Consider the following 25,677-nt stretch of genomic DNA (forward strand, 5'->3'; position numbering starts at 1 on the left):
GGGAGTGTCAGGCGGACAGGCCTTTTTGCAGCAGCTCCGCCACCAGCTGGTTCAACTCGACACCGCGTTCCTTGCTCAGCGTCTGCAACTGCTGTACCAGGCCGCTGTTCAGCTTGACGGCAAATGGTACCAGTCCCAGGGCGCGTTCACGCTCGCGCTGTTCGCGGCGGTCGGGCGCAGGTCCCGATGCGGCTCCAGCGAACGTGGCGCCCTTGGCCGCCATCTGGTTCATCAATTTCTTTGCATCGCTCTTTGCCAGGTCCGTCTTTTTCATCGCTTGCCTTTGTAGTTCGTGAATTGAGAACGGATTCTACTCGCGAAAGGCAGCCGCGCCGGAATGGCGCGGCTTGCAAGGCAAGCTTGGGCCCCCGCCTCGCGGGGGCGACGTTTGAGACGCTGAGCGGCGGGTGGATTTAGAACTTGTGCGCCACCCGTGCAAAGTAAGCGGCGCCGTTCAGGCCGAACTGCACGCTCTCGTACTTGAAGCCGTTGTCGGTCTCGTCCGGATTCTGCACGGTCGGATGCACGTTGAAGATATTCGTGCCGCCGACGGTCAGCTTGGTCTTGTCCGTGAACGACCAGGTGAAGGACAGGTCGGCCGAGGTCTTGGCTTCGTAGTGCTGGTTCGGCACCGGCGGACCCGAGAAGGTGCCCAGGGTCTGCGGACCGTAGTGGACGATGCGGAAGTCGGTTTCCAGCTTGCCCTTGGTGTAGTCGAAGTCCAGGGTGGCCTTGCGGCGCGGGCCGCCCTGTTCGATGAACAGGCGCTCGCGCTCGGACAGCAGCACGTCCTCGAAGCCGGCCAGCGCGCTCGGTGCGTGCACGCCGGTGACTTCGGTGCGGCTGAAGTTCATCGCCAGGTAGGTGGCCAGCTTGCCGCCGCCGATGTCCATGCGGTGCGAGGCGGTCAGGTCCAGGCCCTGGGTGCGGGTGTCGACCGAGTTCACGAAGAACTGCGCCTGGCCGACGCCCAGTGCTGCCAGGGTCGCGCCCAGCTTCGGGTAGTTGTCGGCGTCGAAGCGGCCCGACAGCACGATGCGGCCGTCGATGTCGATGTGGTACAGGTCGGCCGTCACCGAGACCGACTTGCTCGGGGTCCAGGTCAGGCCCAGGGTGTAGCTCTTCGACTTCTCTTCCTTCAGCTGCGGGATGCCGGCCGCGTTGGCGACCTTGCCGCCGTTCGGCGCCAGCACCACGTCCATCGGCACGCCGCTGATGAAGTCGGTGAAGGTCGACGAGAAGTAGACCTGCTGCAGCGAAGGCGCGCGGAAGCCGGTGCTGGCCGAGGCCCTCAGCAGCACGTCATCCGTGGCCCTGAAGGAGCCCGCCAGCTTGCCGGTGGTGGTCGAGCCGAAGTCCGAGTAGCGCTCGTGGCGCACGGCGGCCTGCAGCTTGGTGCGGGCATTCAGGTCGGCCTCGAAGTCGAGGTAGGCGGCGCTGCTGTGGCGGTCGCGGCTGGTGGCGTCGCCCGGCTGGAAGCCCGGGAAGCCCTGGCTGCCGGCATTGCCGCCCACGCCCACGCCGTCGGCGTCGATGTACGAACCCGGTTCGCCGGCGAAGATCTGGTAGTTCTCGGCGCGGTATTCGAAACCGAAGGCCGCGTTCAGGCCGCCCAGTACGTCGGCGTAGTAGCGGCTGAAGTCGGCGTTGGTGGTCAGCTGGCGGAAGGAGAAGCCGCCGGCGTCGAACTGCGAGGGGCTGATGCCCTTGCCGCCCTTGGTCATGTCGAGGTTGGCGATCGAGGCGTTCAGCGTATGCGAGATGTTGTAGCGCATGCGGTTGTAGCCATAGGTCTGCGAGAAGTCGCCGGCCCATTCGCCGATGCGGGTGCGGTAGCCGAGGATGCCGTAGCGGTCGTCGATGTCGCCGTTGATGTAGGGGACGAAGCCGTCCGGGTACATGGCGGCCGAGTTACGCGAGGGGATGTCGTCGGAGCCGATGCCGCCGCGCGCCCAGGCGGCCGAGGAGGCATCGCGGGTCTGGGCGCCGGCCGTCAGGTAGAGCTTGCCTGGACCCATCGGGAATTCGCCGTTCACGTAGACGGTCTGGTTCTTGACCTTGGTGTCGCCGATGGTACGCGGGTTGTCCGGCTCGGCGCGGTTGGAGCGGCCACGGTCGTAGTATTCGCCGGTGATGCCGAGCACGCCGTCCGCCACCGCGACGCCGCAGTAAGCCGAGGCCAGCCAGTTCTTGCCGTCGTGCTTCGAGTACTCGCCGAAGCCGGCGATCGATTCGCAGCCCAGGCTCTTCTTCAGTTCGACGTTGATCACGCCGGCGATGGCGTCCGAGCCGTACTGCGCGGCGGCGCCGTCGCGCAGCACCTGCACGTCCTTGATCGCCAGCAGCGGCAGCGCGTTCATGTCGGTGCCGGTATTGCCGCGGTTGCGCGCGCCGAACAGGTTGACCAGGGCGGTGGTGTGGCGGCGCTTGCCGTTCACCAGCACCAGGGTCTGGTCGGAACCGAGGCCGCGCAGGGCCGCCGAGTCGACCAGGTCGGCGCCGTCGGCACCGGTCTGGCGGGTCGAGTTGAACGAGGGCGAGATGTTCGCCAGGGTCTGGGCCAGGTCGAACTGGCCGCCTTGTTCGGCGGACTTGGTCAGCGGGATGTAGTCGACCGGGACCGTGGTATCGGTGGCCGAGGTGTTGCCGACGCGGCGCGAGCCGACGATGTTCACGCTCTGGATGGTGCTGGCGTCGGCAGCGGCCGGCGCCGTGGTCTGGGCCAGCGCGCCGGACGGCAGGGCGGCGAGGGCGGCGCTGCCGTAAAAGGCGAGCAGAAGGGATTGACGAATCGCGTTGGGTTTCAAGTGCTGGCTCCTTGGGAAATATTGCATTTCCATGAATTTACCAGTTGGCAACCTAAGGCAAGAAGTTGAACGTCTCATAACTACAACAGTGATGCTTATAAGTTGGACTCATATTGCAGAGCAGCGTCGTATGGACGTTATTTTGGTACATTGGTACCATAGTCGGCCATTTTGGAGGCAGCCATGACCGACCAGGAATTCATCGCCGCGTTCGCCGCCGGGCGTCTCGCGCCGGCAGGATTCGACCACCGTGCTCACCTGCGCGCCGCCTTTCTGCTGCTGCGTTCACGCCCCTTCCTCGAAGCCTGTATCGCGATGCGCGACGGCCTGCAGGCGCTGGCCGGCAAGCTGGGCAAGCCGGACCTCTACCACGAGACCGTGACGGTGGCCTTCATGGCACTGCTGGCCTCCGGCGCCGCGCGCAAGACCTTTGCCATGCCGGACCTCGTCCAATGTGGAGGCAAGCATGGCTGAGAAAGTGACGGTGGAGCGGGTCCAGACCGGCCTGCGCATCGAGAAGCGGATGCTGAAGGTGTTGAAGGGGCTGGCCGAGTACCACGACATGAGCCTTGGCGACCTGGTGGAGGGCATCGTCCTGCATGCCTTCGAGGGCAAGAGCGCGTTCGGCGAGGAGAGCCTGGCGCGCATCCAGGATTTGAAACGGATCTACGGGATGACGCTGGAGGCGAAGGACGCGCATCGCTTGCAGGAGGCGGGCTCCGGCGAAGCCTCGCAAGACATCGCCGGCAGGTGATTGAAGAACGTGTTCAAGGCGTACGGCCGCTACGCCACACCGGCGGCAATCTCGCGCTGCAGCTTCTTGGTCAGCCTGGCGAATACGAGCTCGTACGAGCGGCGCAGCAACGCCGCCGCTTCCTGATCCGATAAATCCGCGTCCTTGTCGACATGCACCCACCTGGCGCGCGCCAGGTAGGGCGCCGGAATGATCCCGGGACGATCGGTGAGTTCCAGGAAGCGATCGTCCTCGACCTTGAAGCTCATGCCCTCGGCGGGCGTCGCACTGCCTGTCACCGCGAACATTTTTTCGCCGACCGAAAATACAAGGTCAGCGCCCCATTTGATGTCCTCCGTACAGCCCGCGAAACTGCGGCACAGCACCTTGGCGGCTTCGAAATCCATCTCCCGCTCTCCCTATCGTGTCAAGCAAACGCCAATAGTAGCGTGATGGCCTCGGTGAGCTACGAATTTTTTGATGTTGCAAGAACGGCCCGCCAACCGGGCCAGATTGGGGCGTAGCATACAAAGCTTCGGGAATAACATCGAAGCTCCGCAGTAGTAATGGCTTCCTTTAGGAAAACAAAGGCCTATCGAGGTACCTGATATACCAAAAAGCCTATCCAGATCCATTCGTGGAGTTAATGGTTGAATCTGGTCGACAGACAGCCAATGCGTACTGAAACAGTTCATCGACCAGCTTGTCGCGTGGGCCGCGTACCGTTCTCAGCAGCCCGATTCCCCGGGTGGGTGCCGTTCCTGGTAGGGTAATCCGGGTCATCGACAAATTTGGCCCCCACATGGGCGCCCAGTCAGGAACCAGTGATATCCCGAGACCGCGGCTGACGAAGCTTGCAATGGTCATCAGGCCATCGATTTCGAGTCTCACCCGCGGCTGAATGTCGCGTTCCCGTAGATAGCGATCCGCAAGGCGTCCACCCCAGATACGTCTGTCGTACTTGATGAAAGGTTCCGAACGCAGCAAGGCGTGCGCGTCTTCATCGCTCTTGAACGTGCCAGGGGCAATAAGGATGAGGGGTTCTTGGGTGAGGGCATGCCATGCGCATGCCTTGGGAATGGCGAACTGGTGTTCAACCACAATGGCAGCATCCAGCTCTCCAGCCATCACCTTGGTCGCCAGTTCTGCGGAGTGCGCGACATCGACAAAAACCGACAACTCTGGGTGGTCGGCGTATAGCTTTTCGAGGGCCGGCGAAACGATCGAGATGGCTGCGGAAAAGAAGCTGCCGATGCGTAGCTGCCCTAGTCCGACCTGATCAATCGCTGCCGCGCGGAGATCGGCCACGTTGCGCACTACACCGCGCGATTGGTCCAGGATCTGTAACCCGGCCTCCGTCGGCTTCACGGCTCGGCCGGACCTGTTGACCAGTCCTACTCCCAAGTCCTCTTCCAAGGTGCGGATCCGGGCTGCAACAGCGGCCGGCGTTAGGTCGAGCCGACGTGCTGCTTCCGCTATCGATCCGCATTCCACGACAGCGACGAAAGTCTGCAAAAAGCGTGTGTCCATGTCAAAAGTCTAGCACGACAGGCACGAGAAGATAATTTCCTTATGGTTCAAAGGTGATGATCTGCTCTGTATCCCTTAAAAATTTTAATCGACAATCAGCTCACGCCTGTTTATCTCGATAAGGGAGCATCATGAACCATCCAGTACAAAGCGTCCGCAACCTGGTATCCGAAGCCGAATGGGAGGCGCGGGTCACCCTTGCCGCCGCCTATCGGCTGATCGCCCATTTCGGCATGTCCGACCTCATCTACAATCACATCACTTGCAAGGTCCCCGATGCAGATGACGAATTCCTGATCAACCCCTATGGCCTGTTATACGAGGAAATTACTGCATCCTGCCTCGTCAAGATTAACCTTGCGGGCGACATCCTGTTTAATCCCAACCCGACCTACGGCATCAACCCGGCGGGCTACGTGATCCACAGTGCCATCCACGGCGCCCGTCACGAAGTGGATTGCGTCATCCACACGCACACCCGCAGCGGAATGGCCGTGTCTGCACTGGAGTGCGGCCTGTTGCCGATCGCTCAGACCAATATGCGCTTCGGCAAGATCGCTTATCACGAATACGAAGGCGTTGCTGTAGACGTAGATGAGCGCGAACGCCTGGTCGCCGACCTCGGAGACTCGGACGTCATGATCCTGCGTAATCACGGACTGCTGACCTGCGGTCCGAGTGTGGCCGAAGCTTTCAACACGATGTACTGGTTGGAGAACGCCTGCAAGACCCAGCTCGACGCATTGGCCTGCAACACAGCCCTGCACCTGCCGCAACAGCACGTTATCGCCAAAACCGCTCATCAGTTTGAGCCTCAAGTACGCCGACCCTACGGAATCATGGAGTGGCCAGCCATGATCCGGCTTCTCGATCGCCGCGATACTTCGTACCGCGACTGATTTCTCTTCATTTCCAACAATTCATAAGTCAGACGGACGGCTCCGCCTGCTTGACCGGCAATTCTTCGATCGAGCGACTGCAGTCGAAAGAAGCTGATATGCAACATTAAGGAGACAACGATGGAAATCATCAATGAAAAGCAGGTGATGGGCAAGATCTTCTGGCGCCTTGTGCCCTTGCTCATGGCTTTATATGTGCTGTCTTACATCGACCGGATCAACGTCGGCTTCGCTGCGCTGACCATGAACAAGGACTTGGGCCTAAGCGCTTATGTCTTCGGCTGGGGCGCTGGCATCTTTTTTCTTGGCTACTGCATGTTTGAAGTGCCCAGTAATCTGATGCTGGCCCGTGTCGGAGCACGCCGTTGGATCGCGCGTATCCTGTTCACTTGGGGCCTCCTGTCGGCCGGCATGGCTTTCGTCCAGGGGCCAACCAGCTTTATTGTCATGCGTTTCCTGCTCGGCGCTGCTGAAGCCGGATTCTTTCCAGGCGTTGTGCTGTATCTGACTTATTGGTTCCCGGCGCGCTACCGCGCACGCATCATCGCCGCCTTCATGTTGTCGATCCCGCTGTCGATCGCAGTCGGTGCGCCGCTGTCGACCTGGATCCTGCAGATGGATGGCCTCTATGGTCTGAAGGGATGGCAGTGGTTGTTCATCATCGAAGGGGTGCCGGCTGTGCTCGCTACGTGGGCCGTTTTGCGTTACCTGACCGAGCGACCGGAAGCAGCAAGTTGGTTATCCAGCAAGGAGAAAGGCTGGCTTGAAGAGCAGCTGGCCGCCGACCGCGAAATGGCGGGAACGACCCAGCAATCCTCGTCGCTGCGCACGGTGTTCACAAATCCTGCTATCTTGGCTTTGAGCTTCGTGTACTTCTGCGGCACTGCGGCCAACGTCGGGCTGTCGTCCTTCCTGCCGCAAATGATCAAGCAGCATGGCTACTCGAACCTGCAGGTCGGCTTCCTGACCTCGCTGCCGTATATCGTCGGCTGCATCGGCATGTTGGTCATCGGCTACTGGTCGGACCGAACGAAGGAGCGTCGCCTGTTCCTCGTCGCCACCATGCTAATGGCTGCGGCAGGCCTCTATCTTGCCGCCGCGTTTGGCGGCTCGATCTGGTCGATCCTGTCGCTGGCGCTCGCTGCGGTCGGTATCCTGGGTCTGAAAGGGCCATTCTGGCCGCTGCCAGCTGCCTACCTGAGCGGCACAGCAATGGCAGGCGGAATTGCCTTTATCAATTCGGTGGGCAACCTTGGGGGATTCGTCGGTCCCTACGCTGTCGGTTGGATCAAGGAGGCATCGGGAAGTTTTACTGGTGGACTGTACGCACTTGCTGGAATCTCGGTTACCGCAGCGATCGCAACCCTCATTTTTGTTCGGGGCCGGGGTCCGAAAATTAATGTTCCCGTCGCTGCACCACAAGGTAAGAGCAAGGTCGTCAGCTAATCATCCTCATATTAATCATCGAGACTGTCTCGCGCACGAAGCTTTAATGCCTCGGCGCGAGAATGTCGTGTCGCTAAATATGTGATGTCGTGATGGCGGGAATGTTATCTGGTTGTAGCCATGATGTCCGCTCCCACCGATAGCGGAGCCTTCGGACGGTTCGGTGTATGGGCGGATGGCTCCAAGAATAAGCAAGAGGGTAGCCAGGCGCTTTTATTCCTGGTGAAACTCTTCGGCCGTCGAGAATAGGTCCCAGGCGGCGATGAACAGCGCCGCGATCACTGGTCCAATCACGAAACCGTTCAGCCCGAACAGAGCCATGCCGCCCACCGTGGACAGCAGCACCACGTAATCCGGCATCTTGGTGTCCTTGCCGACCAGGATGGGGCGCAGGAAGTTGTCGACCAGGCCGATCACGAACACGCAGAAGAGGATCAGCACCACGCCTTGCCAGATCGCGCCGGTCACCAGGAAGTACACGGCCACCGGTGCCCACACGATGGCGGCGCCGACCGCCGGCAGCAGCGACAGGAAGGCCATTACCACGGCCCACAGCAATGGCGCCTGCACGTGCAGGATCCAGAAGATCAGGCCGCCCAGCGCGCCCTGCGCCATCGCGACCAGCACATTGCCCTTGACGGTGGCGCGGATCACGGTGGTGAAATGGGTGAACAGGCGCTGCTTGTACTTGCGGCTCAGCGGTACCGCGGTCCTGATGCGGCCCGCCAGCGAATGGCCGTCGCGCAGCAGGAAAAACAGCAGGTAGAGCATGATCGTCATGCTGACCAGGAAGTCGAAGGTGTTGCTGGCGAAGTTGAGCGTGTACTTGGCCGCGAGCTGGCTGGCCTGGGCGGCGACGCTCGACAGCTTTTCCTGGATGGTCGCGAGGTTGGTGAGGTCGAAGTGTTGCAGCAGGCCGGTCAGCCAGTCCGGCAGCACGCCGATGATCTGGCGGAAGTATTTGCCGAAATCGATGTGGCCGGTACTGATCATGTTGTACAGCCCGACCGCCTGCTGGACCAGCGAGGCGCTGATCAGGGCCACCGGGATGATCACCATCACCACGATCGAGCCCAAGGTGAGCAGGGCGGCCAGGTTGGCTTTCTGGCCGGTGGCGCGCAGCAGGCGGCGGTAAAGGGGGATGAACAGGATCGCCAGCACCACGCCCCAGAACACCGCGCCCGCATAGGGCGTCAGGATCCAGACGAAGCCGATGGTGACGACGGCCAGGAGGAAGAGGAAGACTTTTTGCTGGAGGGTGTATTGGCTGGCAGGTAGATTCATACTCTTATGATAACGCCATATGCCGTTCCAGGTAATCTTCGAAGGCTTCGCGCGGCAGGGCTTTCGCGTAGAACCAGCCCTGGATGTAGTCGCAGCCGAAGGCGGCCAGCAGGTCGCGCTGGGCGCCGGTCTCGACGCCCTCGGCGATCACTTCGATGCCGAGGCGGTGGGCGAGGCCGACGATGGCCTCCGTCAGCGCCTTGTCGCCATCGTCGTCGGCCAGCTGGACGATGAAGGATTTGTCGATCTTCAGGTAGTCGACGTCGAAATGCTTCAGGTAGGCGAGCGAGGAAAACCCGGTGCCGAAATCGTCGATCGAGACCCTGGCGCCGGCTTCGTGCAGGTCGCCCAGGCAGCGCGAAACCTGGCCGGTGTCGCTCACCAGCACCCCTTCGGTGATCTCCACGGTAATACACGACGGCAGCTCGGAGCGCAGGATGCGCTCCAGCCATGGCAGCGGGCCCTGGCGCTCGAACTGCAGCGGCGAAATGTTCACGCTCAGCTCGATGATGCAGTCGTATTTCCGGCGCCAGCGTTCGATGTCGGCGATGGCTTCGCCCAGCACCCAGTCGCCGATCTCGTCGATCAGGCCGGTCTCTTCGGCCAGCGGGATGAAGGTGGCCGGGCTGACCGGACCGAATTCCGGATGCTCCCAGTGCAGCAGGGCCTCGGCCTTGCGCAAGCGCCCGGTGGTGGTCTCGACGATGGGCTGGTAGTGCACGTGCAGCTGGCGCCGCGCCAGCGCCATGCGCAGCTCGTTGGTCAGCCTGAGCTTGAAGGACGCCTGCTGCTGCAGGGAGGCGGTGAAATACTGGAAGTGGCCGCGTCCAGCGCGCTTGGCCAGGTACATCGCATGCTCGGCGTTCGCCAGCAGGGTGGAGGGGTCGCAGGCGTCGTCGGGATAGACACTGATGCCGATGCTGGCCGACAGGTAGGCCAGTTCGTCGCTGCCGAGACCCAGCGGCGCCGCCACCGCGTCGATCAGGGCGCCGGCGACGGTCTCGAGGTGCAGCTGCTGGTCGCCCTGGCCGAGCGCAATGGCGAACATGCCGCCGCCCAGGCGCGCCATGCCGGCGTCGGCGGGGACGCGGCGCGCCATGCGCCGGGTCAGCTCGACCAGGGCCTCGTCGCCCCTGGCGTAGCCGTAGGCGTCGTTGATGTCCTTGAAGCGGTCGATGTCGAGCAGCAGCACGCCCAGCCGGTGCCCGGCGCCCTGGGCCTTGCGCATCTCCTGCTCCAGGCGGTCGAGGAAGAGGCGCCGGTTCGGCAGGCCGGTCAGCGGATCGAAGTTGGTCTGGCGCCAGATGACTTCATCCTTCTGCTTCTGCTCGCCGATGTCCCGGAACTGGATCACATGGCGGTAGATGCGGCCGTCCGGATGGCGGATCACGCGGATGTTGACGAACTTCGGCGTGACGCTGCCGTCCTTGTTGCGGTCCTGGATCTCGCCCTGCCAGTGGTCGCGGGCGGCCAGGGTCCCGCGCAGGCAGGCATAGAAGCCCTGGTCGTGCATGCTCGACTCGAACAGCTGGGGTTCGCGGCCGGCCACCTCGTCCAGCGTGTAGCCGGTCTGCTGCGTGAAGGCCGGGTTGGCGTCGACGATGCGGTTGGCTTCGTCGGTGACCAGCACCGCTTCCGAACTGGTGCGGTAGATCAGGTTCGCCATGCGCATCGATTCTTCGAGGTCGCGCTGGTGGGTCACGTCCTGCACGGTGCCGCTCAGGATCGTGCGGCCGTCCGCCATGATCGGACTGCACAGCACGCGTATCCATTTGCGGGTGCCGGCGGGGGTGACGATCCGCAGCTCGAGGTCGAAAGGCTTGCCCTCGGACTCGGCCTCGGCGAGCGCGCGCTCGGCCTGGATCCGGTCGTCCACGACGCAGCAGGCCAGGCAGGCTTCGAGCGTCACCGGGCGGGCGGCGGGCAGCTCGTAGATGCGGATCACCTCGTCGGTCCATTCCAGGTGGCCGGTCGCCGGTTCGAGCTCCCAGGCGCCGATCCGGGCCAGGGAACTCATCTCCGTGAGCAGGCGTTCCTGCCGGCGGATGGTGCGTTCGTGTTCGATGCGCATGGTCACGTCGCGCGCGACGCCCAGTACGCCCAGGACCTTGCCGTCCGCCTCGACGATGGGGGTCTTGATGGTTTCATAGGTATGTTCTTTCGCATCCTTCGCCGAGGTCACGTGGGTGTCGTGGGCGAGCGGCTTGCCGCGATCGAGGGAGGCGAGGTCGGTGCTGCGCATGGTCTCGGCCGAGGCCGGCGGGAACAGGTCCTCGTCGCGCCTGCCGATGACCTCCTGGCGCGGCTTACCCACCAGTTCCTCGAAACGCGCATTGCAGGCCAGGTAGGTGCCGGCCTGGTCCTTCAGCCAGATCACGTCGGGACTGCTCTCGACCAGGGTGCGCAGCAGTGCCTTCTCGCGTTCGAGTTCGGCGGTGCGGACGCGCACCGCCTTGCGCACCGAGCGCAGCCAGAAGCCCAGCATCAGCACCAGCACGCCCAGCGCCAGCAGGGCCGCCAGCAGCCGTTCGGCGATGCGCATGAAGGGCAGGGGCCGGCCCATCCACTTGTCGTGCAGGGCGCCGAGTTCGGCCGGCGTGATCTTCGCCATGCCGTCTTCGACCATGGCGAGGGTGGCGTCGTCGCCCTTCCTGACGGCGCGCCGCAGGCCGTTGCGCCTGACCTCGAAGGCCCTCACGTACTGGCGCTGCAGGCCGAGCTGGTAGAGGCGGTAGTCGGCCGAGTATTCGTCCATGCACAGCAGCTTGATCGACTGGCGGGCGGCGGCGTCGACCAGGGCCCGGTAGGTCGGGTAGATCCGCACGCCGGTGACGCCCTGGCGCAGCAGCTCCTCGGCGCAGGCGTCGTTGGCCTGTACTCCCACCTCGAAACCCTTGAGGCTGGCGATGTCGTGGATGCCGCTGATCGAGGCGTCGGCGTAGATGGCGGTGGCGACCGTCGCGTAGGCCTTCGAGAAGTCGAGGGTGGCGGTGCGGGCGTCGGTGCGGAAGATGGTGTCGATCACGTCGGCGCGGCCGGCTTCCAGCATCGGCTGGGCCTGGGCCCAGTTGACGGCCACCAGCTCGGCCTTCCTGCCGGTCTTGCGCTCCCACAGGCGCCACAGGTCGACCGTGTAGCCTTCCAGCGAGCCGTCGGGATTGCGGTGGACGAAGGGGGGATAGTTTTCGTCCAGCACGACACGAACCGGCGCCGCGCAAACGAGGCCGGGAAGACACAGCACGGCAAGCACGATGACGCGCACGACCAGCATGAACACGCTCCTGGAGAGGCGGGCCAGTTCCGTTGGATGGGCTAGCCAGTTGGTGCCAAGATATCATGAAGCCCGGTGCCTGCTCCAGAAGCGCGTGACGGCAATCCGCGGCCGGGTCTCAGCCGTCCGGGCCGGCCGAGGGCGAGGGCGGCACGGGCGCCGCTTCGCGGGCTTCGCGCTTGCGCAGGCTGCGGTTGGCGGCGACCACGCCGACGCCGACGATCGCCAGGCTCAGCATGGCGCCGAGCGAGGGCGCGGCCAGCCAGCGCAGCGACTGGTCGGGCAGTTCGGACGGCGCCTGCTGGGGCGGATCGGAATCGGCAGGCATCGTGGCGGGAGCGGCTTCGGCCTCGCCGGCCAGGAAGGGCGCCAGTTCATGGGCGAAGGCGATGGCGTCCTGCGGCGTCCGGCTGGTGAGGAGGCGGCCGTCGCGCACGGCCTGCTGGTTGCGCCAGATGGCGCCGGCATTCACCAGGTCGTCGCGCACGCCCGGCCAGGAGGTCAGGGTGCGCCCGGCCGCCAGCCCGCAGGAGACCAACAGCAGGGCCGCGTGCGACATCGCCGCGATCGGCTTGCCGGCGGCATCGAAGGCGCGCACGAACTCGCGCGCAGGGAGCGACTGGCGTAGCAGGTCTGGCGCGATATAGCCACCGGGAATCAGCAGGCCGTCGTAGTCGTCCGCGCGGACCGCATCGACCGTCCGGTCGACCCGCACCAGCTCGGCCGGCTGGTGCCCGTTCATGCCGCGGAGCCGGCCGGCGCGCAGGGCCACCAGCGCGGAGTGCGCGCCCGCGTTCTTCAGCGCCATCAGCGCGGCATCGAGTTCCGCCTGTTCGACACCGTCCGCCGCCAGCACGGCAATCCGCTTGCCGGCGAGTTTTCCGGATCCGTTCATCGTGAGCTCCTCCTTGTCCATCGTCCCTTGTTAGCAGAGTTGGCAGACATGGCTTTAGTTCCGCTTGACCTATTCATAACCGCGTGGTTATACTTAATTCATAACCATTCAGTTATGAATTCAGATGGAACAGACACCCGACACGCCCGACACCCCCGACACCATTTTCAGGACCCTCGCCGACCCCACCCGCCGGGCCCTGTTCGAACGGCTGTGCCGCGAAGGGGAGCAGACCGTCGGGGCCTTGACGGCCCAGGCCGGGATCTCGCAGCCGGCCGTGTCGAAGCACCTCGGCATCCTCAAGCAGGCCGGACTCGTCAGCGACCGGCACGAAGGGCGCCAGACCCATTATTCCGCCCGGTTGAAAGCGCTCGCCCCGCTGGTCGACTGGACGCAGCAGATGTCCCGGTTCTGGGAGAGCCGGTTCGATGAGCTCGATGACCTTTTGAAAAGGATGGATCAATGATGAATGCTTCGCCGCAGCTTGCTTCCGAACTCCGCACCGTCACCGTCGAACGCGAGTTCGCGCATGCGCCCGAGAAGATCTGGCGCGCGCTCACCCAGCCGCACCTGATCGAGGCCTGGCTGATGAAGAACGACTTCGTGCCGGCCGCGAACCACCGCTTCAGCCTGCACGGCGACTGGGGCTCGGTCGACTGCCGGGTGCTCGAGATCGAGCCGCAGCGCAGCCTGTCCTATACCTGGGCCGCGATGGGCCTGGACAGCGTGGTCACCTGGACCCTCACGCCCAGCGGCGCCGGCACCCGCCTGCGCATGGAACAGAGCGGCTTCCGTCCGGACCAGGACCAGGCCTACCATGGCGCCCAGTACGGCTGGAACAAGTTCTTCGCGTCGCTCGATCAGGTGCTGGCCGGGCAAGGGGAGACGGCATGAGCGAGGCCTCCGAACTGATCGACGAGCGCATCGCCAGCCTGCGGGACTGGCGCGGCGCGACCCTGGCGCGGATGCGCGCGCTGATCCACGAAGCCATCCCCGATGTGGTGGAGAGCTGGAAGTGGATGGGCACGCCGGTCTGGGAACACGGCGGCATCCTCTGCACCGGCGAGTCCTACAAGTCCTGGGTAAAGCTGACCTTCCTGAAGGGCGCCTCGCTGGACGATCCGGCAAAGCTGTTCAATGCCAGCCTGGATGGGAATGCGCGGCGCGCGATCGACATCCGCGAAGGCGAGGAAGTCGATGCCGAAGCCTTCAAGGCGCTGGTCCGCGCCGCGGCCGCGCTCAATGCGTCGGCGAAGACGAAGCCGAAGCGGGCAAGGACGGCGGCTTGCGCATGAAGGCGCAGCGCTGCGAAGCGGCCAGGCCTTTCAGGTAGGCGCGGCGCACCGACCCGGCCGTGATGCAGGCGGACACGTGCTTCGAATGCCGCTCGGCGCCGCTGAGCTTGCGCACCCAGCTGCGAAAGGGGATCAGGCCTTCGGCGGTGCGCTGGACCGCGCCGACGGCCTGGTCTTCCGCCACGTCGGACGCCTTGTTCATGAAGCTGTCCTCGTCCTTTGCCGAGGGCGGCGCGTCGTAGTCGGGGCCGAGCGCCTCGTCGAGTTCGCGGATCTCGCGTGCGATCGCGGTGCAGCTGCGGCTGGCCGGCGGCCGGTAAGGGTCTTCCTTGGCTTTCTCGAGCACGGCCGGAATCTCCTGTTTCGTGATGCCGAGATCGTTGAGCGGGGAGGCGGCGGCGCTGCCCATCCGCGACACCGTCTTCGATGCGCAGGCGCCCAGGGTGAGCAGGGCGGCAAGCGAGATCAACCTGATGGCCGGATGCATGCTAGCCCTCGGCCGCTCCGCCGACCAGGATGGCGCCATCCTCGACCCGCGCCTGGATCAGGCAATCCCGTCCCGTCGCCCGGCCCTGGCGCAGCACCAGGCCATGTCCCAGCGCCGCGGCCAGCGCGCCGGCCGCCACCCCGGTCGCGCTGTCTTCCAGCGCCGCATCGAGGTGGTTGAAGTTGCGGCCTTCATAGATGCCTTCCGCCAGCCGGCAATAGACATACAGGCCGTTCACGCCGTTCGCCTTGCCCCAGGCCGCGATGCCGGCCAGGTCGGGCGCCAGGCCGTACAGCGTGTCCACATCCCCCACCTCGACCAGCAGCTTGGGGCTGCCGACCGAGGCCACCCGCGACCGCGAGGCCAGGGCCAGGCCGGGGGCGTTCAGCAGGGCCGCGATGTCGTCGCCGCCGATGGCGGCCTGCGGCACCGCCTGCGGCGCCAGCTTCACGAAATAGCGGCCGTCCTCGCGCGACAGTTCCAGCGCCTGGCCCTTCATGGCGGTGCGCACGCTGATCGTCCGCATGGCCTGCGCGCGGCTGAACAGGACTGCGGCCACCGCCAAGGTCGCATGCAGGCAGAGCGGGCTGCGCATGTGCGGATAGTAGTAGTCGACCTGCTGGTCCGGGGACAGGAAGACGCAGGTCGTGTTGCGCGCGGCGGCAAAGGCCTGGCGGGCGGCCGGGTCCATGCCGTCGTCCTCGATCACCAGCGCCGGGTTGCCGTCGCCGGGATGCGCCCCGAAGCAAATCAATTCGTGTACGTGCATGTTCGCAAATGCTGAAGTCGTCAGTTATACTGTGTTTTTATACAGTGTTGTCTTTTTTCAAGACAATTGTAGACCTATTTGCCCAGACACACGATGCCATCCGAGCCATCTTCCCAACTTGGCCTGCACCTTGGCCTGCCCCAGTATGCGGAGCTGTTCTGCCTGTCGAACTTCTCTTTCCTGCAGGGCGCATCGCACGCGGAAGAACTGGTGGCGCGCGCCGTGCAGCTGGGCTATGCGGCGCTGGCCATCACCGACGAGTGCTCGCTGGCCGGCGTGGTGCGCGCGCATGCGGAGGCGAAGGGCGCAAAACTGCCGCTCATCATCGGCGCCCATTTCCACCTGAAGCACCCGGACGGCGCCGATGCGCTGTCCCTCATCCTCCTGGCCCAAAACCGCAACGGCTACGGCAACCTGTCGGAACTGATCACGCTCGGACGCACCCGCAGCGGGAAGGGGACTTACCTGCTGCATCCCGCCGACCTGGAAAACGGCATGCCGGACTGCCTGGCGATCCTGCTGCCTGCCTATCCGGGCCACGACCAGCAAGGCGTCGACCGCCTGCACGCCCAGGCGGCCTGGATGGCGCTGACCTTTCCGGGCCGCACCTGGATCGGCCTGAACCTGCTGCACCGCGCCTTCGACGACGCCCACCGCGCCACCGTCGAGGAAGTCGGCTGGCAGCACGGCCTGCCGATCGTCGCCGTCGGCCACGTGGTGATGCACGTGCGTTCCCGCAAGCCCTTGCAGGATACCTTGAGCGCGACGCGGATCGGCAAGCCGGTCGCCGAATGCGGCTACCAGCTGGCCCAGAACGCCGAGCAGCACCTGCGTTCGCGGGTGCGCCTCGCCAACATCTATCCGCGCGCCGCGCTGCAGGAAACCCTGCGCATCGCCGGCCTGTGCACCTTCTCGCTGGAGGAGCTGCGCTACGAATACCCGGACGAAGTGGTCCCGCCCGGCCACACGGCCACCAGCTACCTGCGCAGCGAAACCTGGATCGGCGCGCACCGGCGCTTCCGCGACGGCATCCCGGCCAAGGTGCAGGCCCAGATCGAGCACGAGCTGGCGCTGATCGCCGAAATGCGCTACGAGCACTACTTCCTGACCGTGTACGACATCGTGCGCTTCGCCCGCTCCCGGCACATCCTCTGCCAGGGCCGCGGCTCGGCCGCCAACTCGGCGGTCTGCTACTGCCTGGGCATCACCGAGGTCGACCCGGCGCGGGCCAGCCTGTTGTTCGAACGTTTCATCTCGAAGGAGAGGAACGAGCCGCCCGACATCGACGTCGACTTCGAACACCAGCGCCGCGAAGAAGTCATCCAGTACATCTACCAGAAATACGGACGCACCCGCGCCGCGCTGGCGGCGGTGGTGATCAGCTACCGCCCGAAAAGCGCGCTGCGCGACAGCGGGCGGGCGCTCGGCATCGACCTCGCCATCATCGAGAAGGTCTGCAAGCAGCACCACTGGTTCGACGGCAAGGCGGACCTGCTGAACCGCCTGGCCGAGAGCGGCCTCGATCCGGAAGCGCCGCTGTCGCAGCAATGGGCTTCGCTGGCCCAGCGCCTGCTCGGATTCCCGCGGCACCTGTCGCAGCATCCGGGCGGTTTCGTGATGGCGCGCGGGAAGCTCTCGCGCCTGGTGCCGATCGAGAACGCGACGATGGCGGAGCGCAGCGTGATCCAGTGGGATAAGGACGACCTCGAGGAGCTGGGCTTGATGAAGGTCGACGTGCTGGCGCTGGGCATGCTGTCGATGCTGCGTCGTGCGCTCGAGCTGGTCGGCCGGCGCCACGGCATGGTGTTCGAACTGCAGGACATCCCGCACGACGACCCGGCCACCTACCGCATGATCCGCGCGGCCGATACCGTGGGCGTCTTCCAGATCGAGTCGCGCGCCCAGATGAGCATGCTGCCGCGGATGAAGCCGCGCCGGTTCTACGACCTGGTGATCCAGGTGGCCATCGTGCGTCCGGGGCCGATCCAGGGCGGCATGGTGCACCCCTACCTGAAGCGGCGCGAGGATCCGTCCCTGGTGACTTACCCGAGTCCGCAAATGAAGGTGGCCTTGGAGCGCACGCTGGGCGTGCCGATCTTCCAGGAGCAGGTGATGCAGGTGGCGATCCTGGCGGCCGGCTTCACGCCCGGCGAAGCCGACCAGCTGCGCCGCGCGATGGCGGCCTGGAAGCGCAAGGGAGGACTCGAGAAGTATTACGAGCGCATCGTCGGCGGCATGCTCAAGCGCGGCTACGACCTGAGTTTCGCCGAGCAGATCTTCAGCCAGATCCAGGGTTTCGGCGAATACGGCTTCCCGGAGTCGCACGCGGCCAGCTTCGCGCTGCTGGCCTATGCCAGCTCCTGGCTGAAGTGCCACGAGCCGGCGGCCTTCCTGTGCGCCTTGTTGAATAGCCAGCCGATGGGCTTCTACAGTCCCTCGCAGCTGGTGCAGGACGCGCGCCGCCACGGCATCGAGGTGCGCCCGGTGGATGTCGCCGTCAGCGGCTGGGAGTCGGCGCTGGAAGAAACGGGCGAGCCCTCGTCCACCCAGCCGGCGGTGCGCCTCGGCCTGCACCTGCTGCGCGGGATGGGCAAGGAGGCGGCCGAGCGCATCGAGCTGGCGCGCGCCATCCGCCCCTTCCTCGACACGGCCGACCTGGCGCGGCGCGCGAACCTGGACCGCGGCGACCTGCAGGTACTGGCCGGCGGGAATGCGCTGCGGGCGCTGGCCGGACACCGGCGCCAGGCCCTGTGGCAGGCGGTAGGTTCGGTGCCGGACAAGGACCTGCTGCGCCCCGCCTCATTGGAAGAAGACGTGCCGCTGCTGGCGGCGCCCAGCGAAGGGCAGGAGATCGTCGGCGACTACCGCGCCCAGGGGCTCACGCTGGGCCGCCATCCGCTTGCGCTGCTGCGGCCGCAGCTATTGGCGAAGCGCTTCCTGCCGGCCGAGGTGCTGATGGATTTCGCCAACGGCCAGCTGGCGCGCGCCTGCGGCATCGTCACCGTGCGCCAGCGTCCGGGCACGGCCAAGGGCGTGCTCTTCCTCACCATCGAGGACGAGACCGGGAACGTGAACGTGATCGTGTGGGCCAGCCTGGTCGAACAACAGCGCCGCGAGGTGCTGAATGCGCACCTGCTGGGCGTGTACGGCGTGTGGCAGAGGGAAGGGGAGGTGCGCCACCTGGTGGCCAAGCGGCTGGTGGACATGTCGCACCTGCTGGGGAATCTGGATACGCGCAGCCGGGATTTTTGTTAGCGTGTAGCCGTCATTCCCGCGAAACTCCACCGTCGTCCCCGCGAAGGCGGGGACCCAAGTTTGTTCGCGTTTCGACCGCGCCGGCGGAACCTGGACCCCCGCTTTCGCGGGGGCGGCGTTTACAAGCTAACGCTTAAAACTCTTCCCAATCCGCCTCAAGCGCCTGCTTCGACGTCCTGGCCGGCCTGGCCGAAGCAGCCTTCACCACCGGCGTGCTGGCGCGCGGCAGGGCCGGGCGCGCCGGCGCGGCCTTGACCGGCGCGGCCACTGCGCCGAAGTCGTGCGAGCGGTCCAGCTTGAACACGCTGACCACCTCGGCCAGCTTGGCGGCCTGGTCCTGCATCGAGGCGGCGGCGGCGGCCGCTTCTTCGACCAGGGCCGCGTTCTGCTGGGTCACCTGGTCCATCTGGCCGATGGCCTGGTTGACCTGCTCGATGCCGCCCGTCTGTTCCTGGCTGGCGCTGGTGATCTCGCCCATGATGTCGGTCACGCGGCGGATGCTGGTGACGACCTGTTCCATGGTCGCGCCGGCCTGGTCGACCAGCCTGGCGCCGGTGTCGACCTTGGCCACCGAGGCCGTGATCAGTTCCTTGATTTCCTTGGCGGCCGCAGCCGAACGCTGGGCCAGGGTGCGCACTTCGCCCGCCACGACCGCGAAACCGCGGCCCTGTTCGCCGGCGCGGGCCGCTTCGACAGCGGCGTTCAGCGCCAGGATGTTCGTCTGGAAGGCGATGCCGTCGATGACGCTGATGATGTCGACGATCTTGTTGGCCGAATCGTTGATCTCGCCCATGGTGGTGACGACTTCGCCGACCACGGCGCCGCCCTGGGTCGCCACCTGGGAGGCGGCGATGGCGAGCTGGTTGGCCTGGCGTGCGTTGTCGGCGTTCTGGCGCACGGTGGTGGTCAGTTCTTCCATCGAGGCCGCGGTTTCTTCCAGCGCGCCGGCCTGCTGTTCGGTGCGGGCCGACAGGTCGAGGTTGCCGGCGCTGATCTCGCGCGAGGCGGTGGCGATGGTGTCGGTGCCGCCGCGGACCTGGCCGACGATGCCCACCAGGCTGTCGTTCATGTGGCGCAGGGCGCGCAGCAGGGCGCCGGTTTCGTCCTTGGTGCTGGCGACGATGTCGTGGGTCAGGTCGCCGCTCGCCACGGTTTCGGCCACGCCGACCGCCTGGCGGATCGGCAGCACGATGCCGCGGGTGAGCACCCAGGAGATCACGCCGCCCAGCAGCACCGCACAGCCGCACAGGATCATGATCAGGTTGGTGGCGTTGTCGGCGTTGTTGTCGATGCCGTTGGCGGTGGCGTCCATGCTGTTACGCTGCATGGTGACCAGTTGCTGCAGCAGGTCCTGGTACTTCTGCGCCGCCGGGGTGAATTCCTTGTCGAGGATGCGCGCCGCTTCTTCCGCGTTGCCGTCGGCCTTGGCCTTGACGGTGCCGTCGCGCGAGGCGCTGTACACCTTGCGCTGTTCCAGGATCTTCGCGAACAGCTCCTTTTCCGGACCGCTGGCGGCGATCAGCGGCTCGATCTGCTTGAGCAGCTCGGCGGCTTTCTTCACCGAGGCGGCCGAGTCTTCCTTGAAGTAGGCGCCCAGCGACGGGTCGGAGCTCTTGGCGATGGCCGCGGTGCGGCGGATCGACGCGAAGTTCAGCGTGTACCAGTCGGTGATCAGGCGTTCCTTGGCCAGCGGCACGGCCATCATGTTCTTGGTCGCGTCGGCCACCTGGGCCATGCGCCAGGCGCCGACGGCGGAAATGACCACCGTCATCGCGAGAATGACGGCAAAGCCGAGTCCGAGGCGTTTGCCGATCTTGATGTTTGCAACGAATCCCATCGATATTCCTTTGTACGAATTGCGGCCGGCCACGCGTGAAGGAAGTGCTCGAGCTGGAGCGTAAACACGTGTTTTTGGTGGCCGGACCGGAGAAGACTGAATTGTACTGACGGAAATTTCTTTCAGGAATGAAAAAATTCCTTATGGAAAAATTTTTGCAACATTTTGTAGGGAATATCCGACACTTTCCTCGTAGGATTGTTAAATTGAACATTGTTGCATTTGGCATGATCTGTTAGCGTAAAAAAAGAAGGCGGGGCTCGCCCGCCGCTTTTTTGTTCATCACGCAAAGAGTAAATACGCAATGAAGTCATCCAGCATCCTCCGTAACACCCTGTTCCTGGCCGGACTCATCGGCGCCAGCGCCGGCGCCGCAACACTGCCCGCACCCTTCGCGGAACAGCTGAACGCCAACTACCCGGCAATCGAAAGCCTGTACCAGGACCTGCACCGCAACCCGGAAATCGGCTTCGCCGAACACCAGACCGCCGCCAAGCTGGCCAAGCTGGCCAAGGACCTGGGCTTCGAGGTCACCACCGGCGTCGGCGGCACCGGCGTGGTCGCGATCATGAAGAACGGCCCCGGCCCGACCGTGATGCTGCGCACCGAAATGGACGCGCTGCCGGTCCAGGAAAAGACCGGCCTGCCGTTCGCCAGCAAGGCGACCACCAAGAACGCCGCCGGCGAGACCGTCGCCCTGGCCCACGCCTGCGGCCACGACCTGCACATGTCGGCCTGGTACGGCACCGCCAAGCTGATGGCGGAAAACCGCAAGGCCTGGAGCGGCACCCTGATGCTGATCGGCCAGCCGTCGGAAGAAACCGTGCACGGCGCCGAAGCGATGCTGAAGGACGGCCTGTTCAAGCGCTTCCCGAAGCCTGACTACGCGCTGTCCTTCCATGACGACGCCACCATGCCGTCGGGTACGATCATGTACCACGCCGGCCCGTTCCGCGCGTCGTCCGACGTGGTCACCATCACCGTCAACGGCCAGGGTGGCCACGGCGCCGTGCCGCACGAGGCGCGCGATCCGATCGTGATCGCCGCGCGCATCGTGCTGGCGCTGCAGACCCTGGTCTCGCGCGAGAACAACCCGATCGACCCGGCCGTCATCACCGTGGGCAGCATCCACGGCGGCACCGTGGCCAACATCATTCCGGACCAGGTCAAGCTGCAGCTGTCGGTGCGTACCTTCAAACCGGAAGTGCGCAAGCGCATCCTGGCCAGCATCGCGCGCGAAGCCAAGGGCGAAGCCATGGCCGCCGGCGCGCCGAAGGAGCCGCTGGTGGTCGTCGAGCCGGGCACCGATTCGGTCTACAACGATCCGGAGCTGATCGGCCGCATGGTGAAAGTGGTGGAGGGCGCCGTCGGCCCCGCGTTCGTGAAGGAGATGCCGGCCAAGATGACCTCGGAAGACTTCTCGCAGTACGGCCTGCAGCCGGGCGTGAAGGCGATCCTGCTGCACGTCGGCGCGGTCGACGGCAAGCGCCTGGAAGCCGCGAAGAAGGCCGGCGAACCGCTGCCGGGAACCCACTCGCCGCAATGGGCGCCGGACTTCAAGCCGACCGTGGTGAATACCATCAAGGCCGAGACTGCGATCCTGCTGGATCTGATGGCGCCGAAGAAGTAAGCCTCGCTACGTCGTCCCCGGGCACGGGGACGACGTGCATGCTGCGCGCACGACGTTCATGCCGTGCGCGTACCGAAGTAGTCATGCACCACGCCGACCCATTCGAGGTCGGCCATGTCCGGCCAGTGGTCGGTATCGAATCCGGGCGCATTCTCGATGCGTTCCTTCGGAATATCCATCGTGAAGCGCTTGTGCCGCGTATCCAGCGTGAGGGCCTGCCAGGGCACCGCGAACAGCTTTTCGCCCAGGCCCAGGAAGCGGCCGGTGGACATCACGGCATAGGCGATGGCGCCGCTGCGCATGTCGACCATGAACTCCTTGATGACGCCCAGGTGCTCGTTCTGCAGGTTATGGACATGGTCGCCGATCAGGGTATTCGTGCCCATCAGTTCCGGGCCCGGGCCCTTGCCGTGCTTGTTCTTGTACATGCCGTAGTCGTCTCTTTCCTCGTAGGACATCTCCACCTCCTTGATCTGGAAGCGCAAGGATAACCCGAGTCGGGACAAACTCCGTTCGGACGCGCACGATCTTCAGATGGAGGTAAGGTGGGCTCTCCGAGCCCACGCGCGGCAGATACGGCGTGGGCTCGGAGAGCCCACCCTACGAATCAGAACTCTTCCCAGCCGTCGCCGACGGCGGCTGCAGAGCGCGTCGAATTCGGCGCCGGCTGCGGGCGCACGGCGGGCAGGCCGGCTGCCGGTTCGATGCGCGACGGTGCGGCCGGGGCCAGGCCGGCCTGGCGCTCGACCTTGAACACGTCCACGGCGTGGGCCAGCTTGGCCGCCTGGTCCTGCAGCGAGCCGGCGGCTGCCGCCGATTCCTCGACCAGGGCCGCGTTCTGCTGGGTGGTTTCGTCCATCTGGGTGATGGCCTGGTTCACCTGTTCGATGCCGTCGGTCTGTTCCTGGCTGGCGGATGCGATCTCGGCCATGATGTCGGTGACGCGCTGGATCGCATCCACCACCTGGCCCATCGTGTCGCCGGCCTGGTCGACCAGCCTTGCGCCGGCATCGACCTTGCCGACCGAGTCGTCGATCAGGGTCTTGATTTCCTTGGCCGCCGCCGCCGAGCGCTGGGCCAGGGTGCGCACTTCGCTCGCCACCACGGCAAAGCCGCGGCCCTGCTCGCCGGCGCGCGCCGCTTCCACTGCCGCATTCAAGGCCAGGATATTGGTCTGGAAGGCGATGCCGTCGATGACGCCGATGATGTCGACGACCTTCTTCGACGATTCGTTGATCGAACCCATGGTCAGGATCACCTGGCCGACCACGTCGCCGCCCTTGGTGGCGACGCTGGAGGCGGTGATCGCCAACTGGTTGGCCTGGCGCGCGTTGTCCGCGTTCTGGCGCACGGTGTCGGTCAGGTGGGACATCGAGGCCGCGGTTTGTTCCAGCGCGGCGGCCTGCTGCTCGGTGCGCGAGGAGAGGTCGAGGTTGCCGGCCGAGATCTCGCCGGCCGCGCCGTGGATCGCCGAGGTGCCGCCGCGGACTTCGCTGACGATGCCGACCAGGCTGTCGTTCATGTGGCGCAGCGCGCGCAGCAGGGCGCCGGTTTCGTCCTTTGCGTCCGACTCGATGTGGCGGGTGAGGTCGCCGGAAGCCACGGTCTCGGCCACTTCCACCGCTTCGCGGATCGGGCCGACGATGCCGCGGGTGAGCAGGATCGAGCTGATCGCGCCGAGGGCGACCGCGCACACGGTCAGCACGGTGATCAGGCGTTCGCTGGCGCCGGCGCCGGCCTGGATGTCGCTCTTGGCGGCATCGATGCGCGCGTTCTGCATGGCCACCAGCTGCTGCACGGCTTCCTGGTAAGCCTTGGCGGCCGGGGTGAATTTCTCGTCGAGGATCTTGCTTGCCTGCTCGGTGTCGCCGTCGGCCTTGGCCTTGACCGCGGCGTCGCGCGCCGCCGAATAGCGCTTGCGCAGTTCGCCGATGCGCTCCCACAGCGCCTTTTCTTCACCGGCGGTGATCAGCGGTTCGATCTGCTTGACCAGGTCGGCCGCGCGCTTGCCGGTGGCGGCCGCGTCTTCCTTGAAGTAGTCGCCCAGCGAGGGATCGCTGCTCTTGACGATGGCGGCGGTGCGGCGCACGGCCGCGAAGATCTGCACATACCACTCGCCCACCAGGCGTTCCTTGGTCAGGGGCACGGTGAGCACCTCGGCGGACTCGTTGGCCACCTTGGTGAGGCGCGACATGCCGACGCCCGCGATCAGCACGGCCATCGCCAGGGTCAGCGAGAAGCCGATGGCGAGCCGTTTACCGATATTGAATTGACTGAAAAAACCCATGACTGTCCTCGAAAGCGAAACCATTAGTGAATATTCACAAAAGATTGTACTTTCGATGCAGTAATTCCTGTTGCTTTTGGGAACATATTGGCAACATTCTGCGGCATCGGCCCAACATCCCTTAGCCGTTCGTTATCAATTCATGCCTTTCGCATGGAACAGCTCTTCAATCTCCTTTCCGCCAAGCCGCGCTTCCTCTTTCTCGTCGTCGGTTGCGTCCTGCAGGTCCAGGATCCGCCTGGCCGTCTTCGGGTGGCTCGACATATAGTCCATGCCCTCGCGCAGCCATTGCGGCGTGGTGCCGCGCGCGCGGTGCTGGTCTTCCAGCTTGCCGAGCACCTCGATGAAGGACATCACCGGAATCCGGTTATGGCGCAGCACGGCCAGGGCGTAGCGGTCGGCGTCGCTTTCCATCGCGCGCGAATATTCCGCCTGCGACAGTACGGCCGGCAGGCCGGCCGCCACCGCGCTGAAGTCGCCGAACAGCGTTGCCGACAGGGCGGCGGTCAGCGAAGACCTGGCCAGCATGCGCGCGCTGTGCCTCAGTTCCAGGTGGCCGACCTCGTGTCCGAGCACGGCAACCAGCTGTTCCCGGCCGGTGTCCGTCAGTTCGTTGCGGCGGTTCTGGACCAGGCGCACCATCATGTCGGTGACGACGATGGTGCCGTCCGGAAGGGCCATCGCGTTCGCGCCCCACCTCGGCGCGTCGCGCACGATGAGGCGCACCGGGATGCGCGGATGGCGCGGCAGCACGCGCGGCAGCAGGGCCTGGACCTCGGCGATGCGCTCGTCGCTCAGGCGCGAAGGCGCCAGCAGGCCGCGGGCCTCGAGGGCGGCCAGCGCGCTCTTGCCGAGGGAGGCGTCGACCGAGGGCGGCAGACTGGCGGCGATGCGTTCGGCGGCTGCCGGCAGCACGCGGAAATAAACGAAGGCGAGCAGCGACAGCAACAGGACCAGGGCCAGCAGGGTGAGCGGCCAGCGCTCCTGCCAGCGCATCACGCGGCTCTTGCGGTAGCCGATCGCCGCCAGCAGTTCGCGCTGGGGGGCGCCGGCCGGCACTTCGCAACTGGCGCCGTCCTCGAAGCGCAGCACGGCGGGCGCGGCGGCGAAGGGTTCGGCCAGGCGCACGCCGTCGAGCGGGTAGCTGCGCACGAACGAGGGCGTCGACACGTGGAGCTGCCCGGCCTGCACGTCGAGTCGGGCGGGATGCAGGCGCGCGCTGCGCCCGTCGAAGAAATGAGCGGTCATCATG

The 25,677-nt window shown here is 65.2% G+C and carries 22 protein-coding genes; 9 read left to right on the plus strand and 13 right to left on the minus strand.

Annotated elements, in window-relative coordinates; translation table 11 throughout:
• Positions 1–7 precede the first annotated feature (7 nt).
• Entirely contained in the window at positions 8–274 is a 267-nt protein-coding gene (locus AC1DOQ_RS09125) for a hypothetical protein (RefSeq protein WP_477362366.1), read from the minus strand.
• A gap of 139 nt (positions 275–413) precedes the next feature.
• Positions 414–2,807 (minus strand): TonB-dependent receptor plug domain-containing protein, encoded by a 2,394-nt coding sequence (locus AC1DOQ_RS09130; RefSeq protein ID WP_477362368.1) that lies wholly within the window; start codon positions 2,805–2,807, stop codon positions 414–416.
• Positions 2,808–2,990: 183 nt separating this feature from the next.
• On the opposite strand from AC1DOQ_RS09130, the gene AC1DOQ_RS09135 reads away from it, so the two are divergent.
• Positions 2,991–3,281 carry a hypothetical protein gene (locus AC1DOQ_RS09135; RefSeq protein ID WP_477362370.1) on the plus strand — a complete coding sequence of 97 codons (291 nt, stop codon included), beginning with the start codon at positions 2,991–2,993 and terminating at the stop codon, positions 3,279–3,281.
• Positions 3,274–3,561 carry a hypothetical protein gene (locus AC1DOQ_RS09140; RefSeq protein ID WP_477362372.1) on the plus strand — a complete coding sequence of 96 codons (288 nt, stop codon included), beginning with the start codon at positions 3,274–3,276 and terminating at the stop codon, positions 3,559–3,561. Before AC1DOQ_RS09135 ends, AC1DOQ_RS09140 begins: the two co-directional genes overlap by 8 nt.
• A gap of 29 nt (positions 3,562–3,590) precedes the next feature.
• Here the strand turns inward: AC1DOQ_RS09140 and AC1DOQ_RS09145 are convergent, their stop codons facing one another.
• Together AC1DOQ_RS09145 and AC1DOQ_RS09150 are read right to left on the minus strand one after the other, a co-directional pair.
• A complete protein-coding gene (locus tag AC1DOQ_RS09145; RefSeq protein ID WP_477362374.1) occupies positions 3,591–3,947 on the minus strand; it encodes an MmcQ/YjbR family DNA-binding protein in 357 nt (118 codons plus the stop codon).
• 214 nt (positions 3,948–4,161) lie between these two features.
• Positions 4,162–5,070 carry a LysR family transcriptional regulator gene (locus AC1DOQ_RS09150; RefSeq protein WP_477362376.1) on the minus strand — a complete coding sequence of 303 codons (909 nt, stop codon included), beginning with the start codon at positions 5,068–5,070 and terminating at the stop codon, positions 4,162–4,164.
• A 131-nt stretch (positions 5,071–5,201) separates the two neighbouring features.
• Here AC1DOQ_RS09150 and AC1DOQ_RS09155 point away from each other — a divergent pair, with 131 nt between their 5' ends.
• A complete protein-coding gene (locus tag AC1DOQ_RS09155) occupies positions 5,202–5,969 on the plus strand; it encodes a class II aldolase/adducin family protein (RefSeq protein ID WP_477362377.1) in 768 nt (255 codons plus the stop codon).
• 120 nt (positions 5,970–6,089) lie between these two features.
• Positions 6,090–7,415: an MFS transporter gene (locus AC1DOQ_RS09160; protein ID WP_477362379.1), complete on the plus strand. Its 1,326-nt coding sequence runs from the start codon at positions 6,090–6,092 to the stop codon at positions 7,413–7,415.
• 213 nt (positions 7,416–7,628) lie between these two features.
• Here AC1DOQ_RS09160 and AC1DOQ_RS09165 read toward each other — a convergent pair whose 3' ends face one another.
• From AC1DOQ_RS09165 to AC1DOQ_RS09175, 3 genes are all read right to left on the minus strand, one after another.
• Positions 7,629–8,699, minus strand: a complete 1,071-nt coding sequence (locus AC1DOQ_RS09165; protein ID WP_477362381.1) for an AI-2E family transporter — start codon at positions 8,697–8,699, stop codon at positions 7,629–7,631.
• Positions 8,700–8,703: 4 nt separating this feature from the next.
• Positions 8,704–11,970, minus strand: a complete 3,267-nt coding sequence (locus AC1DOQ_RS09170) for an EAL domain-containing protein (RefSeq protein WP_477362383.1) — start codon at positions 11,968–11,970, stop codon at positions 8,704–8,706.
• 118 nt (positions 11,971–12,088) lie between these two features.
• Positions 12,089–12,865: a type 1 glutamine amidotransferase domain-containing protein gene (locus AC1DOQ_RS09175; protein WP_477362385.1), complete on the minus strand. Its 777-nt coding sequence runs from the start codon at positions 12,863–12,865 to the stop codon at positions 12,089–12,091.
• 124 nt (positions 12,866–12,989) lie between these two features.
• Here AC1DOQ_RS09175 and AC1DOQ_RS09180 point away from each other — a divergent pair, with 124 nt between their 5' ends.
• Genes AC1DOQ_RS09180 through AC1DOQ_RS09190 form a run of 3 tightly spaced genes read left to right on the plus strand, consistent with a single transcriptional unit; the run spans position 12,990 to position 14,160 of the window.
• On the plus strand, positions 12,990–13,331 hold the full coding sequence (locus AC1DOQ_RS09180) for an ArsR/SmtB family transcription factor (RefSeq protein ID WP_477362387.1): 342 nt from the start codon (positions 12,990–12,992) through the stop codon (positions 13,329–13,331).
• Positions 13,331–13,759 (plus strand): SRPBCC family protein, encoded by a 429-nt coding sequence (locus tag AC1DOQ_RS09185; protein WP_477362538.1) that lies wholly within the window; start codon positions 13,331–13,333, stop codon positions 13,757–13,759. The genes AC1DOQ_RS09180 and AC1DOQ_RS09185 overlap by 1 nt, the downstream gene beginning before the upstream one ends.
• On the plus strand, positions 13,756–14,160 hold the full coding sequence (locus tag AC1DOQ_RS09190) for a DUF1801 domain-containing protein (RefSeq protein WP_477362389.1): 405 nt from the start codon (positions 13,756–13,758) through the stop codon (positions 14,158–14,160). The genes AC1DOQ_RS09185 and AC1DOQ_RS09190 overlap by 4 nt, the downstream gene beginning before the upstream one ends.
• On the opposite strand, the gene AC1DOQ_RS09195 is transcribed toward AC1DOQ_RS09190, so the two are convergent.
• Together AC1DOQ_RS09195 and AC1DOQ_RS09200 are read right to left on the minus strand one after the other, a co-directional pair.
• On the minus strand, positions 14,105–14,647 hold the full coding sequence (locus AC1DOQ_RS09195; RefSeq protein WP_477362391.1) for a hypothetical protein: 543 nt from the start codon (positions 14,645–14,647) through the stop codon (positions 14,105–14,107). The two genes, AC1DOQ_RS09190 and AC1DOQ_RS09195, sit on opposite strands and share 56 nt — an antisense overlap.
• 1 nt (position 14,648) lies before the next feature.
• Positions 14,649–15,416: a PhzF family phenazine biosynthesis protein gene (locus AC1DOQ_RS09200; RefSeq protein ID WP_477362393.1), complete on the minus strand. Its 768-nt coding sequence runs from the start codon at positions 15,414–15,416 to the stop codon at positions 14,649–14,651.
• A gap of 93 nt (positions 15,417–15,509) precedes the next feature.
• Between AC1DOQ_RS09200 and AC1DOQ_RS09205 the strand changes: the two genes are divergently transcribed.
• Positions 15,510–18,671 (plus strand): error-prone DNA polymerase, encoded by a 3,162-nt coding sequence (locus AC1DOQ_RS09205; RefSeq protein WP_477362395.1) that lies wholly within the window; start codon positions 15,510–15,512, stop codon positions 18,669–18,671.
• Between the two features lie 133 nt (positions 18,672–18,804).
• On the opposite strand, the gene AC1DOQ_RS09210 is transcribed toward AC1DOQ_RS09205, so the two are convergent.
• Positions 18,805–20,508 (minus strand): methyl-accepting chemotaxis protein, encoded by a 1,704-nt coding sequence (locus tag AC1DOQ_RS09210; RefSeq protein WP_477362397.1) that lies wholly within the window; start codon positions 20,506–20,508, stop codon positions 18,805–18,807.
• Positions 20,509–20,812: 304 nt separating this feature from the next.
• Here AC1DOQ_RS09210 and AC1DOQ_RS09215 point away from each other — a divergent pair, with 304 nt between their 5' ends.
• Positions 20,813–22,138, plus strand: coding sequence for an amidohydrolase (locus AC1DOQ_RS09215; RefSeq protein WP_477362399.1), 1,326 nt, complete (start codon positions 20,813–20,815; stop codon positions 22,136–22,138).
• A 56-nt stretch (positions 22,139–22,194) separates the two neighbouring features.
• Here AC1DOQ_RS09215 and AC1DOQ_RS09220 read toward each other — a convergent pair whose 3' ends face one another.
• From AC1DOQ_RS09220 to AC1DOQ_RS09230, 3 genes are all read right to left on the minus strand, one after another.
• Entirely contained in the window at positions 22,195–22,596 is a 402-nt protein-coding gene (locus AC1DOQ_RS09220; RefSeq protein ID WP_477362401.1) for a PRC-barrel domain-containing protein, read from the minus strand.
• Positions 22,597–22,745: 149 nt separating this feature from the next.
• Positions 22,746–24,425: a methyl-accepting chemotaxis protein gene (locus tag AC1DOQ_RS09225; RefSeq protein WP_477362403.1), complete on the minus strand. Its 1,680-nt coding sequence runs from the start codon at positions 24,423–24,425 to the stop codon at positions 22,746–22,748.
• A gap of 135 nt (positions 24,426–24,560) precedes the next feature.
• On the minus strand, positions 24,561–25,676 hold the full coding sequence (locus tag AC1DOQ_RS09230; protein WP_477362405.1) for a M48 family metallopeptidase: 1,116 nt from the start codon (positions 25,674–25,676) through the stop codon (positions 24,561–24,563).
• Position 25,677: the final 1 nt, after the last annotated feature.

This window comes from Massilia sp. 01N417, assembly GCF_056399645.1.